We start from the raw sequence: 15582 nt of genomic DNA on the forward strand, positions 1-15582 counted from the left end.
GCTTAACACGCCGCGGCCTTCGAGGCGACGAGCCCGACCCGACCCTCAACCGGTCGTTAACCATAATTGTTTTAACTCCATTAACGATAGTTCCCGCCGATCGGTGGGGACAATCGCGAAAGTGTTTGATTTCGTTGGAGTTCTTCCATCGTGGGGTCGTCTCCAGGCACGAGCCGGAGCAAACGCGCGCATTTCCTGCGCGCGGCTTTGCCGTGCTTTGCGCTGACGGTCCTCGGAAGCGCCCCCGTGGCCGCCCAGAGCCTCACCCCCGACCTGTTCAGTCCCAACCGCGGTGGCTTCGCCTCGCCCGACACGCTGCCGACGCGCCGCACCGCGGGCGTTCCGCAGGCACCGTCGGATGCGCTGCCGGCGCTGCCCGATCCCAACTCCGACTTTCGCAAGCGCCAGCAGGCGCCGGCGCGCCCAGGGCAGAACCCGACGAACCAAAACGCGACCAGCCAGGTCCCGACCTATGGCCTGCCTGCCGCCAACGGTGCGAGCAGCTCCGGCTACGACTCGCTGAACCGCAAGCGGCAGCAGCCGAAGTTCTATCCGGGTCAGCCCAAGCCGAAGCGCCCTGCTGGTCCCGGCTCGCGGGCGCCGACCACTACGCCGCCGCCATCCACGCTCGGTCCGCCGAAGATCGCGCCGCCCCCGTCCGCCTCCGCCAACAAGGCGCCCGTGCCGGCGGCGATGGCGGGCACCGTGCCCGGCCAGCCGCTGCGCCGCCGCCTCAAGGCCGATGACGATGCGTTCGGCGCGGTCGGCGACTATGCCAGCAGTTTCCTGATCAAGGGCGGGCTCGAGCTCTCCACCGGTTACGACACCAATCCGGCGCGTCTGAACAAGCCGGTCGGCTCGCCGGCCTATGTGGTTGCACCCGATCTCCTCGTGGCGTCCGATTGGGAGCGCCACGCGCTGGTCGCGGATCTGCGCGGCTCGTTCTCGGGCTACACCAACAACATGCCGGCGACGATCGACGGCTTTGCCTCGCCTTCGCCGGTCGAGGTCGACCGCCCCGACTTCAACGGCCATGTCGACGGCCGCCTCGACGTCAATCGCGATCTCAAGCTGACCACGCAGCTGCGCCTGCGGCTCGCCACCGATAATCCCGGCAGCCCGAACGTGCAGGCCGGCCTGCAAAAATATCCTGTTTATGCCGCCTATGGCACGACCGTCGGCTTCGACCAGAGCTTCAACCGCTTCCAGGTCGCGGCCGGCGCCACTGTCGATCGCACCGCCTACACCAACTCCAAGCTCACCGACGGCGCCACCTTCAGCAACGACGATCGCGACTTCAACCAGTATGGCGGCGTCGGACGCTTCTCCTACGATCTCAAGCCGGGTCTGAAGCCGTTCGTCGAGATCCAGGGCGACACCCGCGTGCACGACCGGGCCGCCGACCGCAACGGCTACTTCCGCGATTCGGACGGCGGCTACGCCAAGGTCGGCACGTCCTTCGAGTTCTCGCGTATCCTCACCGGCGAGGTCTCGGTCGGCTATTCCGCGCGCAATTACGTCGATCCGCGCCTCAGCCAGCTCGCGGGCTTCCTCACCTCGGGCTCGCTGATCTGGAACGCAAGCGGCCTCACCACCGTGAAATTCGCCACCGACACGCAGATCGCCGAGACCACCGTCCCCGGCTCCTCCGGCGTGCTGGTGCACACCTACGCCGCCGAAGTCGATCACGATTTCCGCCGCTGGCTTACGGCAGTGGGCAAATTCACCTACGGCACCTACGACTACCAGGGCCAGAATCGCAACGACAAGACCTACTCGTTCGAAAGCAATCTGATCTACAAGCTCAACCGCAACATCTGGATCAAGGGCACGCTCCGACACGACATCCTGGATTCGAACCAGCCCGGGTCAAGCTCGCAGGCGACGGTCGTGATGGTCGGGGTGAGGTTGCAGAATTAGAGGGGGCGACGGCCGCTTTTTGAGCGTACGTGGCTTAGTTGACTCCGCTCGGACCACTCACTCAGCTGTCATGCCCGGCTTGACCGGGGCATCCAGTACGCCGCGGCGTTTCGGCCCAATCACTGCGGTCTCTGGAATACTGGATCGCCCGCTTTCGCGGGCGATGACACTGTGTGAAAATTAGGCGGCAAAGCTTGTCCAGTCGAGCCTACCGCGGCAGATCCGTCTTCCCCATCAGGAACGTATCGATCGACCTGGCGCACAGCCGGCCCTCGCGGATGGCCCAGACCACCAGCGATTGGCCGCGGCGCATGTCGCCGGCGGTGAACACGTTCGGGCGCGAGGTCTGGTAGTCGAGCGTGTTGGCCTTGACGTTGCCGCGAGGGTCAAGCTCGACCGAGAGCATCTTGAGCAGGCCCTCGTGCACGGGATGGACGAAGCCCATCGCGAGCAGGACGAGGTCGGCGTCGAGTTCGAACTCGGTGCCGGCGATCGGCTTGAACTTGTCGTCGACGCGCACGCAGTGCAGCTTCTTGACCTTGCCGTTCTCGCCCGAAAACTTCTGCGTCAGCACCGCGAATTCGCGGATCGCGCCTTCGGCCTGGCTCGAGGACGTTCGCATCTTCAGCGGCCAGTTCGGCCAGGTCAGGCCCTTGTTCTCGTGCTCTGGCGGTGCGGGCATGATCTCGAGCTGGGTCACGGAGAGCGCGCCCTGGCGCAGCGAAGTGCCGATGCAGTCGGATCCGGTGTCGCCGCCGCCGATGACGACGACATGCTTGCCGCCGGCCAAGATCTCCTGGACGCCGCCCAGCGGTTCCTCGGAGACGCGGCGGTTCTGCTGCGGCAGGAAGTCCATGGCGTAGTGGATGCCGGCGAGGTCGCGGCCGGGGATTGGCAGGTCGCGCGGGGCTTCGGCGCCGCCGGTCAGCGCCACGGCATCGTACTCGTTGAGCATCTCGCGCGGGTCGACATTGCCGTCGGCGCCGACATGGCTGTTGTAGTGGAAGGTGACGCCTTCGCCTTCCATCTGCGCGACGCGGCGGTCGATGATGCCCTTCTCCATCTTGAAGTCGGGGATGCCGTAGCGCAGCAGGCCGCCGGCCTTGGCGAACTTCTCGAACAGATGCACGTCGTGACCGGCGCGCGCGAGCTGCTGCGCGCAGGCCATGCCGGCCGGACCCGAGCCGATCACCGCGACCTTCTTGCCGGTCTTGTGGGCGGCGATTTCGGGCTTCAGCCAGCCATTGTCCCAGGCGCGATCAACGATCGCGCATTCGATGGTTTTGATGGTGACGGGGTTGTCGTCGATGTTGAGCGTGCAGGAGGCTTCACACGGCGCCGGGCAGATGCGCCCCGTGAACTCCGGGAAATTGTTGGTCGAGTGCAGATTGCGCGAGGCTTCTTCCCAGTTGCCCTGATAGACGAGGTCGTTCCAGTCCGGGATCTGGTTGTTGACCGGGCAGCCCGGCGTGCCGGGCGAGACCGAGCCGGTGCCGTGGCAATAGGGAATGCCGCAATTCATGCAGCGCGCGGCCTGGTCGCGCGTTTCCTTCTCGGAGAGGGGAACGACGAACTCGTGGAAATGCTTCACGCGCTCGGCGACCGGGGTGTACTTGCGGTCATGCCGTTCGATTTCGAGAAAACCCGTGATCTTGCCCATTAAACCCGAAGTCCCTGCCGCTTAAATTCGTTGTGTTTCTCTCTCGTCGTCATTGCGAGGAGCGTGAGCTTCGAAGCAATCCAGTCCGCATCGGAGGAGAAAGTCTGGATTGCTTCGCTACGCTCGCAATGACGGGGTGTGATGCTCAGGCCCCGATCGCGATTTTCGGCTCGGCGTCCGCGTTGGCAGCCATTTCGCGCAGAGCGCGCCGGTATTCGACCGGCATCACCTTGCGGAATTTGGGCAGCCAGTCCTTCCAGTTCGCCAGGATGTCGGCGGCACGCCTGGAGCCGGTCGCCTTCGCATGGCGCGTGATCAGGACGTGCAGCCGCTCGACGTCGGAGGCGAGCAGGTCCTTGAACACGTCGACCCGGCCGTGCGCTTCGAGGTCACCGGAGTGGTGATAGGTGCCGGCGTTGATCAGCTCTTCCGACAGCACCGGCTCGAGCTCGACCATCGCCATGTTGCACAGCCTGTCGAAGTCGCCGGTCTCGTCCAGCACATAGGCGATGCCGCCGGACATGCCGGCCGCGAAGTTGCGTCCGGTCTTGCCGAGCACGACCACGATGCCGCCGGTCATGTATTCGCAGCAATGGTCGCCGGCGCCCTCGACCACCGCCACGGCGCCGGAATTGCGCACGGCAAAACGCTCGCCGGCGATGCCTCGGAAGTAGCACTCGCCTTGAATGGCGCCGTACATCACGGTGTTGCCGACGATGATGCTCTCTTCCGGCACGATGCCGCTGTTGGCCGGCGGCTTGACGATGATCTTGCCGCCCGAGAGGCCCTTGCCGACATAGTCGTTGGCTTCGCCTTCGAGCTCGAAGGTGACGCCTTGCGCCAGCCAGGCGCCGAAGGCCTGGCCGGCGGTGCCCTTGAGGCTGACATGGATGGTCTCATGCGGCAGGCCGGCATGGCCGTAGATCTTGGCGACCGCACCCGACAGCATCGCGCCCGCGGAGCGGTTGGTGCTGTTGATCTTGGCCTCGATCTTCACCGGCGCACCGCGGTCGAGCGCAGGCGTCGCCTGCTCGATCAGCGTGCGGTCGAGCACCGCTTCCAGATGATGGTTCTGGCGCTCGGAGTGATAGATCTTCTGGCCCTTCTCTTCCTTCTGCTTGACGAAGAGCTTGGAGAAATCGAGCCCCTTGGCCTTCCAGTGCGCGACCAGCTTGGTCTGGTCGAGCAGCTGCACCTGGCCGATCATCTCGTTGAAGCTGCGGAAGCCGAGCGAGGCCATGATCTCGCGGACCTCCTCGGCGACGAAGAAGAAGTAGTTGATCACATGCTCGGGCTGGCCGGTGAAGCGCTTGCGCAGGACGGGGTCCTGGGTCGCGACGCCGACCGGGCAGGTGTTGAGATGGCACTTGCGCATCATGATGCAGCCGGCCGCGATCAGGGGCGCGGTGGCGAAGCCGAACTCGTCGGCGCCGAGCAGCGCGCCGATCACGACGTCGCGGCCGGTGCGGAAACCGCCGTCGACCTGGACCACGATGCGGCTGCGCAGCCGCTCGCGCACCAGCGTCTGGTGGGTTTCGGCGAGGCCGATCTCCCACGGCGAGCCGGCGTGCTTGATCGAGGTCAGCGGCGAAGCGCCGGTGCCGCCCTCGAAGCCCGCGATGGTGACATGGTCGGCGCGCGCCTTGGCGACGCCCGCGGCTACGGTGCCGACGCCGATCTCCGAGACGAGCTTGACCGAGACCGCGCCGTCCGGGTTGACGTTCTTGAGGTCGTAGATGAGCTGCGCCAGATCCTCGATCGAGTAGATGTCGTGGTGCGGTGGCGGCGAGATCAGGCCGACGCCCGGCGTCGAATGCCGGACCTTTGCGATGGTGGCATCGACCTTGTGGCCGGGCAACTGGCCGCCTTCGCCGGGTTTTGCACCCTGCGCCATCTTGATCTGCATCATGTCGGAGTTGACGAGATACTCCGTGGTGACGCCGAAGCGGCCCGAGGCGACCTGCTTGATTGCCGAGCGCATGCTGTCACCGTTCGGCATCGGCTTGAAGCGGTCGGCTTCCTCGCCGCCTTCGCCGGTGTTCGACTTGCCGCCGATCCGGTTCATGGCGATCGCGAGCGTGGTGTGCGCCTCGCGCGAGATCGAGCCGAAGCTCATCGCGCCGGTGGCGAAACGCTTGACGATGTCCTTGGCCGGCTCGACCTGGTCGAGCGGTACCGGCTTGCGCTTCTCTTCGTCCGCATTCTTGATCCGGAACAGGCCGCGCAGCGTCAGGAGACGCTCCGACTGCTCGTTGAGGATCTTCGCGAAGGCGCGGTAGCGTTCCAGCGAATTGCCGCGCGCGGCGTGCTGGAGCAGCCCCACCGACTCGGCGGTCCATGCATGGTCCTCGCCGCGGCTGCGATAGGCATATTCGCCGCCGACATCGAGCGAGGTCTTGTACACGAGCGCGTCGCCGAACGCGTCGGCATGACGGCGCACCGCCTCTTCGGCGATCTCGCCAAGACCGACGCCCTCGACGCGGGTGTGCGTGCCGGCGAAGAATTTTCCGACGAATTCCGCCTTCAGGCCAATGGCGTCAAAGATCTGCGCGCCGCAATAGGACTGGTAGGTCGAGATGCCCATCTTGGACATCACCTTGAGCAGGCCCTTGCCGATCGACTTGATGTAGCGCTTGACGATCTCGTAGTCGTCGAGCGAGCCGGGCAGGCGGTCCTTCATCGCGATGATGGTCTCGAACGCCAGATACGGATTGATCGCTTCCGCGCCGTAGCCGGCGAGACAGGCGAAGTGATGCACTTCGCGCGGCTCGCCGGATTCGACGACGAGGCCGACCGAAGTGCGCAATCCGGTGCGGATCAGATGATGATGCACGGCGGCGCAGGCCAGCAGCGACGGGATCGGAACCCGGTCGGTGCCGACCATGCGGTCGGACAGGATGATGATGTTGACGCCCTCGCGCACCGCGCTCTCGGCGCGCGCGCAGAGCTCGTCCAGCACCTGGTCCATGCCGGCCGCGCCGAGGCCGGCGTGGAAGGTGGTGTCCAGCGTGCGCGACTTGAAGTGCGACTCGGCGACCTCGGAGATTGAGCGGATCTTTTCGAGGTCCGCGTCGGTCAGGATCGGCTGGCGCGCTTCGAGGCGCTTGGTAGTGGCTAGGCCTTGCAGGTCGAACAGGTTCGGCCGCGGTCCGATGATGGAGACGAGGCTCATCACCAGCTCCTCGCGGATCGGATCGATCGGCGGATTGGTGACCTGCGCAAAGTTCTGCTTGAAGTAGGTGAACAGCGGCTTGGCCTTGGCCGACAGCGCCGAGATCGGCGTGTCGTTGCCCATTGAGCCTGCGGCTTCCTCGCCGGTGGAGGCCATCGGCGTCATCAGGATGGTGATGTCTTCCTGGCTGTAGCCGAACGCCTGCTGGCGATCGAGCAGCGACAGGTTGGAGCGCACGCCGGTGGTCGGCACCTTCGGCAGCTCTTCCAGCACGATCTGGGTCCGCTCCAGCCACTCCGTGTAGGGATGGCTCCTTGCGAGCTCGGCCTTGATCTCGTCGTCGGGGATGAGGCGGCCCTGCTCGAGGTCGACCAGCAGCATCTTGCCGGGCTGCAAGCGCCACTTGGTGATGATCTGGTCCTCGGGAATCGTCAGCACGCCCATCTCGGACGCCATCACGATGCGGTCGTCCTTGGTGACGAGATAGCGCGCCGGCCGAAGGCCGTTGCGGTCCAGCGTGGCACCGATCTGGCGGCCGTCGGTGAAGGCGATCGCGGCGGGGCCGTCCCACGGCTCCATCAGGGCTGCATGATATTCGTAGAAGGCGCGGCGCTTCTCATCCATCAAGGGATTGCCGGCCCACGCCTCCGGAATCATCATCATGACGGCGTGCGGCAGCGAGTAGCCGCCCTGCACCAGGAATTCGAGCGCGTTGTCGAAGCAGGCGGTGTCCGACTGGCCTTCGTAGGAGATCGGCCAGAGCCGGTTGATGTCCTTGCCGTACAGCTCGGAGCTCACCGAGGCCTGGCGCGCCGCCATCCAGTTGACGTTGCCGCGCAGCGTGTTGATCTCGCCATTATGCGCGATCATGCGGTAGGGATGCGCCAGCGACCACGCCGGGAAGGTGTTGGTCGAGAAACGCTGGTGCACGAGCGCCAGCGCGCTCTCGAAATCCTTCTCGTGCAAATCGGGATAGTACTTGCCGAGCTGGTCGGCGAGGAACATGCCCTTGTAGATCACGGTGCGGCAGGACATCGAGCACGGATAGTAGCCGGCGAGGCCGCGGTCGCGGCGCTGATAGATCGCTTGCGAGATCGACTTGCGCAGGATGTAAAGCCGGCGCTCGAAATCGTCCTCGGTCTTGGCGGTGCCGTTGCGGCCAATGAACACCTGCATGCAGGCGGGCTCGGTCGGCTTTACGGTGACGCCGAGCGAGGAATTGTCGGTTGGCACGTCGCGCCAGCCGAGCAGCGTCAGGCCCTCTTCCTTGATCTGGTCGGCGATGATGCTCTTGATGACGTTGCGCCAGGCAGTGTCGCGCGGCATGAACAACGCGCCGATGGCGTATTCGCCCGGATTGGGCAGCACGAAGCCGAGCTCCTTCGCCTTGCGGCTGAAGAAAGCATGCGGGATCTGCACCAGAATGCCGGCGCCGTCACCGGCGCGCGGGTCGGCGCCGACGGCGCCGCGGTGCTCGAGGTTACAGAGGATGCTGAGCGCGTCCGCGACGATCTCGTGCGACTTCTGGCCCTTGATGTTGGCGATGAAGCCGACGCCGCAGGAATCTTTTTCCAGGCTCGGATCGTACAGGCCTACGGCCGGCGGCCGTGAATTGTGTTCCTGAATCGGATCGGTCGTTTTCGAGGCGACCGTCGCCGACAGTTGTTCTGCCACGATGTTTCCGCGCTCGACTTGCGACCCGTTCATGTTCTCGTCCTCTCCATGCGGCAAGCTGCCTCACCGCCATCTTCGGCGCACCTTGGGCGTCCCGCGGCACCCGCTTCTGGGTCACCGCTCGTCCGCTCGCGAGCCGCATTTTCTTAAATTCAGGCCAAGGCGTTCTTCGTCCCCGAGAACGGCTTTGCCTGTTGCCTTCTTGGCGCTCGAAAGCACCGACTTTCGTTGCAATCCCTATGCCGGAACCGCAAGCAAAATTGAGACAGTCTTCCTGTCCTAACCATCACCTTGCCAAATTTTTGTCTATCACACAAGCGCGCGCAAGTCCCGATTCCCCATATGTCAATCAATCGCTTTCCAAAAGTTGCGCGGCCCCGGTTTTGAAGCAAACGCGCCCTGATCCGGCCCTGCCGACGCCGGAATCCCCAATGAAGCTTCGGATCAACCCTTTGGAAGACCCGCCACGCCGCAAGAAGCGAAAGAGCGCGATCCATCCGGGGGCCTGACAGGAGCGTCTCGACCATGAAGTTTTTCACAGGATGTGTGGCCGCCGCCACGCTGGCGCTGGCCGCGACCGCGGCTCAAGCGCAGGTTCCAGCGCGAGGGGCGATGATCGCGGTCTCGGATTTCGACGCCCCCTATGCGCCGTCGGAGGCCGCGCCGCCGCCGCGCTACGGCTATGGCTACGAAGAACGCGGGCCGGCCCCGGTGCTGCTGCCATCGACCGAGGTCTACGCGGTGCTGCGCGAGAACGGCTTCTCTCCACTGGGCATCCCGCGCCTGCGCGGCGGCGTCTACACCATCGCGGTGATTGACCGCCGGGGGGAGGACGGCCGGCTCGTGATCGATGCCCGCGACGGAAGGATTTTGCGCTTCATGCCGGCTGCCGACGCCTACGGCATGGCACCCGGCTACGAGCAGCCGGCGGTTGCACCTTACCGCCCGCAAAGCGCGCTGCCGCCGCCGACCATGGTCCGCAGTGGTCCGCCCCGCCCTCCGGCCCCGATCCCGCATGTCGCCAGCCGTTCCGTGCCGCTGCCCAAGGCGGCTCCGCCGCGCGAGGCCCCGGGCGTCCCCGCCAAGCCGGCCGAGCCTGCGACGCCGCAGGCCCAGGTGCCGCAGGCACAACCTGTGACGCAGACCGCGGCCGCCGTGCCGTCCAAGCCCGCTGAGGTCGCACCGCAAGCCGCCGCGCCAACCGTAGGTCAGGTCAAGCCTGCCGCGACTATCCTGCCTACGCAGGAGATGCCGGCGGCACAGGGGCTGGACTAAGCGCGGGCGTTTGAGGCGATGGCCCGCATCACCCCAACGGTGTCGTCCTGGCGAAGGCCAGGACCCATACCGCGAGGTGCATCATATGAGTGACGCGGGAGTACCGAACTCCGAATCTTCGCCAAACTCCTCCCTGTGGTGATGGGTCCTGGCCTTCGCCAGGACGAGGTTGGGGAGAGAGTTAGCGCAAACAGAAGGCGTCTCAGCACTCAGGCGCCTTCTGAACCATGACGAGCGCGGCTCAGCTCCGGCCATACCCCGCCGCTTCCAGGATCAAATTCGCCACCTCCTTCGGATGCGACACCAGCGAGAGATGGCCGGCGTCGAGCTCGATCGTGGTTGCGTTCATGCGCTTGGCGAGGAAGCGTTCGAGATCGGGATTGATGGTGTAGTCGTTCTTCGACACCGCGTACCAGCTCGGCTTGGAATGCCATGCCGCCTCCGTGGTGCGACCGGCGAAGATCGAGGCGGCCGTCGGCCATTGCACGGCGTAGAGCTCCTTGGCCTGCTCCGGCTTAACGCCATTGGCGAAGTACTTCAGGAAGGCGTCTTCTGACAGCTTGGTGTAGCCGTCGCGCTCGACGACGCCGGCGCGTGCCGGTCCCGCCGGAAACTGCTTCGACAGCGCGACAAAATCCTCGTTGGCATCGGGCGCACGGGCGGCGACATAGACGAGGCCGGTGACCTTCGGGTCGGTGCCGACCTGGCTGATCACGGTGCCGCCCCAGGAATGCGCGACCAGCACGGTCGGACCATCCTGTTCGGCCAGCACGCGCTTGGTCGCCTCGACGGAATCCGCAAGCGACGACAACGGATTTTGCACGGCAGTTACGTTGAGCCCTGCGGCCTGGAGGATCGGGATCACTTCCGACCAGCTTGAGCCGTCGGCCCAGGCGCCGTGCACCAGCACAACGTTCTTGGCCTTTACGGTCTGCGGCGTCTGCGCGTGAGCGAGGCTGAGAGGGGCCGCCAGCAGGCTCGCGGCGACGAAAAGGCTGCGCCAGAAAGTCATGATTGTTCTCCGTCTTGTTTTTGGGTTCGATATCCAAAAGACGATGCGCGGGGCGGCGGTGTTACGCCATTTCACCGCTCTGTGATGCGGCGCAACAGTCCAGCACGGCCGTTCAGCAATCGGTGACGTCCCGGCGACGACCGAGACCATCCTCTCTGGTAAGGTATGGCAGATCCGTCGTTCGGTATTTCTTCCGTGCACGATTGATCGATCTCGCGGCAGGATTCCCCGGCTCTCGCCGGGACGAGGAGAGCCCAACAAAAAAACGCCCCGGGGCACCGGGGCGTTTTCGCAACCTGGAAGCGGCCGACGTGATTTACGCGGCTACCGAGTTCTCGATCACCTGTGCGCCTTGCGCACCGGTGTTGATCGCGATGTGGCGGGGCTTCTTCGCTTCGGGAATCTCACGGACGAGGTCGACGTGAAGCAGCCCGTTCTCGAGCGAGGCGTTCTTCACCTGCACGAAGTCGGCAAGCTGGAAGGCGCGCTCGAAGGCACGCGCGGCGATGCCACGGTACAGCACTTCGGCCTTCGAGTTCTCGTTGGCGACTTTCTCGCCCTTAATCGTCAACGTGTTTTCCTTCGCGACGATGGAGAGCTCATCCTTGGCAAAGCCCGAAACCGCAACGGTGATGCGGTAGTCGTTCTCACCGGTACGCTCGATATTGTAGGGGGGATAACCGGGGCTGCCGTCCGAACCGGCCTGGTCGAGCAGGTTGAAGAGACGGTCGAAGCCGACGGTGGAACGGTAGAAGGGGGTCAGGTCGTAGGTACGCATGGTCAAGTCCTCCATTGAGCGACTGTTGAGTAACCCGCCCGCCAATCGGGCCGGGCTTTCGTCTGTGTGCAGCCTGATGTTCCGGTTCCGAAACACTGGTAGCGGCCTGCACCAAGGTGATATGGGTTCAGGGGAACGGCGTTCAAGAGGGCGGATACTCAGCCTTTTCGGCGCTCCCGCCCCTGATTTGCAGCTCTTCGTGCCCAAGCCCTCCCCATCATGACGCTGGTCTCGATACCGTCCAATCCCGTTCCCGAAGACGTCGTCAGCGGCACCATCAAGACCCCTGATGGCGTCGAGCTGCGCTTTGCGCGCTGGGCACCGCCGGCGAACCGCAAGGGCACGGTCTGCGTCTTCACCGGACGCAGCGAGCAGATCGAGAAGTATTTCGAGACCGTGCGCGACCTGCGCGACCGCGGTTTTGCGGTGGCGATGATCGACTGGCGCGGGCAGGGCCACTCCTCGCGCCGCCTGCGCGATCCGCGCAAGGGCTATGTCCGCGACTTCGCTGATTTCGAGATCGACGTCGAGACCTTCGTGCAGCAGGTGGTGCTGCCGGATTGCCCGCCGCCCTTCTTCGCGCTCGCCCACTCCATGGGCGGCACCGTGATGCTGCGGGTGGCGCATGCGGGCAAGCGCTGGTTCGACCGCATGGTGCTGTCTGCGCCGATGATCGACCTCCCCGGCCGCGCCACCTCGTTTCCGGCGCGGGCTCTGCTGAAGACGATGCGCGTGCTGGGGATGGGCGGCCGTTATGTCCCCGGCGGCAGCGACCAGATCACCGGGCTCAATCCCTTCATCAACAATCCGCTGACCAGCGACCCCGTGCGCTATGCGCGCAATGCCGCAATCCTGGAGGAGGATCCGACCCTCGGGCTCGCGTCACCGACGGTCGCCTGGGCCGATACCGCCTTCCGCGCGATGAACACCTTCAAGGGCAAAAACTACCCGTCCGAGATCCGTCAGCCGATCCTGATGCTGGCGGCCTCCAGCGACACCGTGGTCTCGATCGCGGCGATCGAGGAGTTCGCCTATCATTTGCGCGCAGGCTCCCATCTCGTGATCGCCGGTGCCAAGCACGAGATTCTCCAGGAGCAGGACCGCTACCGTTCCCAATTCTGGGCAGCCTTCGACGCCTTCGTGCCAGGCACGCCGCTGTTCAAGTGAGGGGAGGCGATGCTGCCCTGCGACCACACGCCGGCATGCCGGGACAAGCCCGGCCATGACGAGGAAGTAGCATCACCCACTACAGCGTCTTCAGATACTCGATCAGATCGTAGCGCTCGTTGTCGTCCTTGAACACGCGGCCGATGACACCGGGACGTTTTTCCTCGCCCGGCTTGCGCTCGAAGGAATGGCCGAGCACGCTGTTGCCCTGGATCGGATCCTTGTCCGACCCGGCCGAGAACTCGGTTTCACCCGTCTTGCACTTCTCGTTGGCGGTGACCGCAAAGCCGACGGTCACGGGATCATAGTCGCGGCGGCCCATGCAGAATTTTTGCGGGCGCTCGCTTGCAGGCTTCAGCAACCAGTAGAGAGAGGGCACCGAACCGTTGTGCAGATAGGGTGCCGTGGCCCAGACGCCGTTCAGCGGCCGTGCCCGATAGCGTGCTCCCCCCACCGGATTGAGGCAGTTCTTGCGCGCGAGATTCCACAATTTCGACCGCTCGGCGTCCGGAGTCTTCTCGTCGTCCATCCATTTGCGGGCGACGAGATCCACCACCGTCATCAACCCGAGCGCATAAACCATCTCGGTCGGCGAGCTTGCGGTCGAGACGTCGCATTGCCACCATTTCTGGAGGTCGGCCGTATTCACCTTCAGGAAGCCGGGCAGATCGACGATCCTGTTGCTGAGCACGAGCGACTGTTCGGGATCCGTCTTGATCTCGTCGAGGGGGATCGTCACCGCGTTCAGCACCTTGCTGTCGCCGCTCGGCTCCCAATGTCCCGACGACCAGAAAGCCGGGGTGTCGATCGCCGGCAGATGGCATCCGGAGCACATCTCGGCGTAGATCTTGCGGCCATTGTCGACCTTCTTTTGATCGAGCCTCCAATTGTCGCCAAGGATCTGCGAGGGCCATTTCGGCGCCAGCAGGCCGCCGAACTTCGGGCCGGTGGAGGGATCTGCCGTCTTGAACGGGTCTGGCCCCCTGAGCATGTCCTCGATCCAGCCGAGCGTGTTGATATGAACCGAGGAGCGCCACAGCCTGTCCTCCGGGTAGGCGTCGGACAGGTTGAGCAGCGCCGTCACGCCGAGGGCTTCGCCGGCGTTGCGGATCAGCGGCTGCTCGATCGAGGCGTCGTACTGGGCGAACTTGAACCAGGGCACGGTCCAGATCGGGGGATAGCTGACCGGCGCGTCCTGGGCGTGCAGGTTCTTCTCGAATCCCTTGATCCCGCTCAGCGCGAGATCCTGCGAAAAAACTTGATTGCCGATGCGATTGAGAGCGTCGAGGCGACCGAACCCTTCCTCGGTGTCCTGCTGCTGCCTGCCGTTCCAGGTCTTCTTGCCTTCAATCGTCTTTTGCTGGGTTTGCGCCCAGTCGATCAGGAAGTTGCCGATCGCGCTGAGCTTCTGCTTGAGCGCGGCGCGGTCAGCCTTGCTGGCATCGGGGCCGAGCACGCGATCGGCGAAGCGCTGGAAGCGGAACGGCACGTAAAGCGTGTAGGCGATCGACAGGCCGGTGGAGACCTCGAGCTTCTTCAGGTCGGTCATGGCCGGGCCGCCGTCGAAACGCACGTCCACGCCCTGGTAGTGGATCTGGCCGGTATGGCAGGCCGCGCAGGTCAGCCCGATCTTGTCCTCTTCGCGACGGCCGGTCGCGGGATCGACGACACCGGTCATCCGTGCGAAGCCGACCGGCAGGCCGTCGACGTTCTCCGCCGGCGTCCACCTGGTCGACCAGTCCGGCACCTGTGTCGTCTCGTAGACATTGGCATAGCCGAAGCGGCGCAGTGACGTCGCGTCAGTCTGGATCGACTGCGGGCTCGGGATGAACCCGAAGCGCTCGAGATAGGTGCCGTCCGTCATCATGCCCGGCGCCGAGAACAGATGCAGGCGCGGCTGCTCCAGGGCCATGAACCATTCATAGGGCACCGGGAAGGTCGCTGTGCCCTGGCTGGCATGGTGAAACCAGTGCCTGTCCTTCAGCGACCAATTCTGTTCGAGCCAAAAGGCCGCCTTCGTCTCCGGGACCGTGGGCAAGGGTGGCGGCAGGAGATTCACGAGAATTCCCTTTTGCGGCAGCATGGCGCGCACCTGGTCGGGAAATTCGGCGACCGCAACGAGCAAGGCGAGACCGAGGGCGAGCAGCAGGGCCGCAACCTTGAGGGCGCCCCGCACCACACGCTGGCAGGTGGACAGCACCGGCTGCGATACCAGCCGCTGGTTGATGCGAGCAGGGAATTGCCGCTCGTTGAACAGAGTGCGCACGTCGGCCACGCTGAGATAGCGGTCCTCACCCGCGCCCTTGCCCATGATCTTCAGGAGGATCGGCCACTCGAACTTCATCAGCAGGGGGTAGTACCAGCGCGCGGCGCTGCCGGCGCGCTTGAGGTTGTCGCGCATGAAGACGCCGATTTCCGAGGCGTTGAGACCGGGCTCAGAGCCGCCGCCGTTCGGATCCCGGTAGTCCCGGCCGAAGCTCGCAAACCGCGCAAGCTCGTCCTCATCGACCTTGCCGTCGACGCCGAGGACGCGCGAGCCGGCACCGCGCTTGTCGAGAGGGCCGCCACGCAACGCGTCGAGCTGTGCGCCCGAAAATATGCTCTTCAGGATGTGACCGAGCCCGTTGGCGATAAGCGCAACGCCGCGGACCTGGATGCGGGCCGAGACCTTCTTCAGCCCGGTCTCGCCGCTCGCATTCGCGATCGTTTGCGACAGCGTGCCGAGCGGAACGGTTCTGCCGTCAACAAACCCCTCGCCGACGAGGCCGCGGAGGAATGGACAGGGATTGTTCGGGGAGACCTGGATCGAAGGGTCTAAGGAGGGCTTCGGAGCGGAGTCATGCATGGCCCAAATCCTGAAAACGGCGAATCGTGAAATACAGACGCGGCGATAGAGCGCGGAAAGTCCTGACAAACCGACAACA

The 15582-nt window shown here is 64.8% G+C and carries 8 protein-coding genes; 3 read left to right on the forward strand and 5 right to left on the reverse strand.

Annotation, left to right across the window (positions count from 1 at the left end):
• Positions 1-150: 150 nt before the first annotated feature.
• The gene (locus tag BcanWU425_RS06180; protein WP_204512441.1) at positions 151-1920 is read left to right on the forward strand and encodes an outer membrane beta-barrel protein; all 1770 of its coding nucleotides are present in this window, start codon (positions 151-153) and stop codon (positions 1918-1920) included.
• A gap of 208 nt (positions 1921-2128) precedes the next feature.
• On the opposite strand, the gene BcanWU425_RS06185 is transcribed toward BcanWU425_RS06180, so the two are convergent.
• Positions 2129-3580 (reverse strand): glutamate synthase subunit beta, encoded by a 1452-nt coding sequence (locus BcanWU425_RS06185; protein ID WP_085350692.1) that lies wholly within the window; start codon positions 3578-3580, stop codon positions 2129-2131.
• Between the two features lie 145 nt (positions 3581-3725).
• Positions 3726-8459 (reverse strand): glutamate synthase large subunit, encoded by a 4734-nt coding sequence (gene gltB / locus BcanWU425_RS06190; RefSeq protein WP_026232514.1) that lies wholly within the window; start codon positions 8457-8459, stop codon positions 3726-3728.
• A gap of 492 nt (positions 8460-8951) precedes the next feature.
• On the opposite strand from gltB, the gene BcanWU425_RS06195 reads away from it, so the two are divergent.
• Positions 8952-9701 (forward strand): hypothetical protein, encoded by a 750-nt coding sequence (locus BcanWU425_RS06195; RefSeq protein WP_018453336.1) that lies wholly within the window; start codon positions 8952-8954, stop codon positions 9699-9701.
• 241 nt (positions 9702-9942) lie between these two features.
• Here BcanWU425_RS06195 and BcanWU425_RS06200 read toward each other — a convergent pair whose 3' ends face one another.
• Together BcanWU425_RS06200 and BcanWU425_RS06205 are read right to left on the reverse strand one after the other, a co-directional pair.
• Entirely contained in the window at positions 9943-10713 is a 771-nt protein-coding gene (locus BcanWU425_RS06200; RefSeq protein ID WP_018453337.1) for an alpha/beta fold hydrolase, read from the reverse strand.
• Positions 10714-11029: 316 nt separating this feature from the next.
• The gene (locus tag BcanWU425_RS06205; RefSeq protein ID WP_026232515.1) at positions 11030-11491 is read right to left on the reverse strand and encodes an Hsp20 family protein; all 462 of its coding nucleotides are present in this window, start codon (positions 11489-11491) and stop codon (positions 11030-11032) included.
• Between the two features lie 219 nt (positions 11492-11710).
• On the opposite strand from BcanWU425_RS06205, the gene BcanWU425_RS06210 reads away from it, so the two are divergent.
• Positions 11711-12658 carry an alpha/beta fold hydrolase gene (locus BcanWU425_RS06210; RefSeq protein WP_018453339.1) on the forward strand — a complete coding sequence of 316 codons (948 nt, stop codon included), beginning with the start codon at positions 11711-11713 and terminating at the stop codon, positions 12656-12658.
• A 79-nt stretch (positions 12659-12737) separates the two neighbouring features.
• Here BcanWU425_RS06210 and BcanWU425_RS06215 read toward each other — a convergent pair whose 3' ends face one another.
• On the reverse strand, positions 12738-15503 hold the full coding sequence (locus BcanWU425_RS06215) for a di-heme-cytochrome C peroxidase (RefSeq protein ID WP_085350689.1): 2766 nt from the start codon (positions 15501-15503) through the stop codon (positions 12738-12740).
• Positions 15504-15582: the final 79 nt, after the last annotated feature.

It is taken from the genome of Bradyrhizobium sp. WU425, assembly GCF_021052305.1.
GTDB classification, from domain to species: domain Bacteria; phylum Pseudomonadota; class Alphaproteobacteria; order Rhizobiales; family Xanthobacteraceae; genus Bradyrhizobium; species Bradyrhizobium canariense_D.

Coding starts and splice junctions, on each gene's coding strand:
- BcanWU425_RS06185 (WP_085350692.1), bottom strand. CDS start 3,580: ATGGGCAAGATCACGGGTTTTCTCGAAATCGAACGGCATGACCGCAAG.
- gltB (WP_026232514.1), bottom strand. CDS start 8,459: ATGAACGGGTCGCAAGTCGAGCGCGGAAACATCGTGGCAGAACAACTG.
- BcanWU425_RS06195 (WP_018453336.1), top strand. CDS start 8,952: ATGAAGTTTTTCACAGGATGTGTGGCCGCCGCCACGCTGGCGCTGGCC.
- BcanWU425_RS06200 (WP_018453337.1), bottom strand. CDS start 10,713: ATGACTTTCTGGCGCAGCCTTTTCGTCGCCGCGAGCCTGCTGGCGGCC.
- BcanWU425_RS06205 (WP_026232515.1), bottom strand. CDS start 11,491: ATGCGTACCTACGACCTGACCCCCTTCTACCGTTCCACCGTCGGCTTC.
- BcanWU425_RS06210 (WP_018453339.1), top strand. CDS start 11,711: ATGACGCTGGTCTCGATACCGTCCAATCCCGTTCCCGAAGACGTCGTC.
- BcanWU425_RS06215 (WP_085350689.1), bottom strand. CDS start 15,503: ATGCATGACTCCGCTCCGAAGCCCTCCTTAGACCCTTCGATCCAGGTC.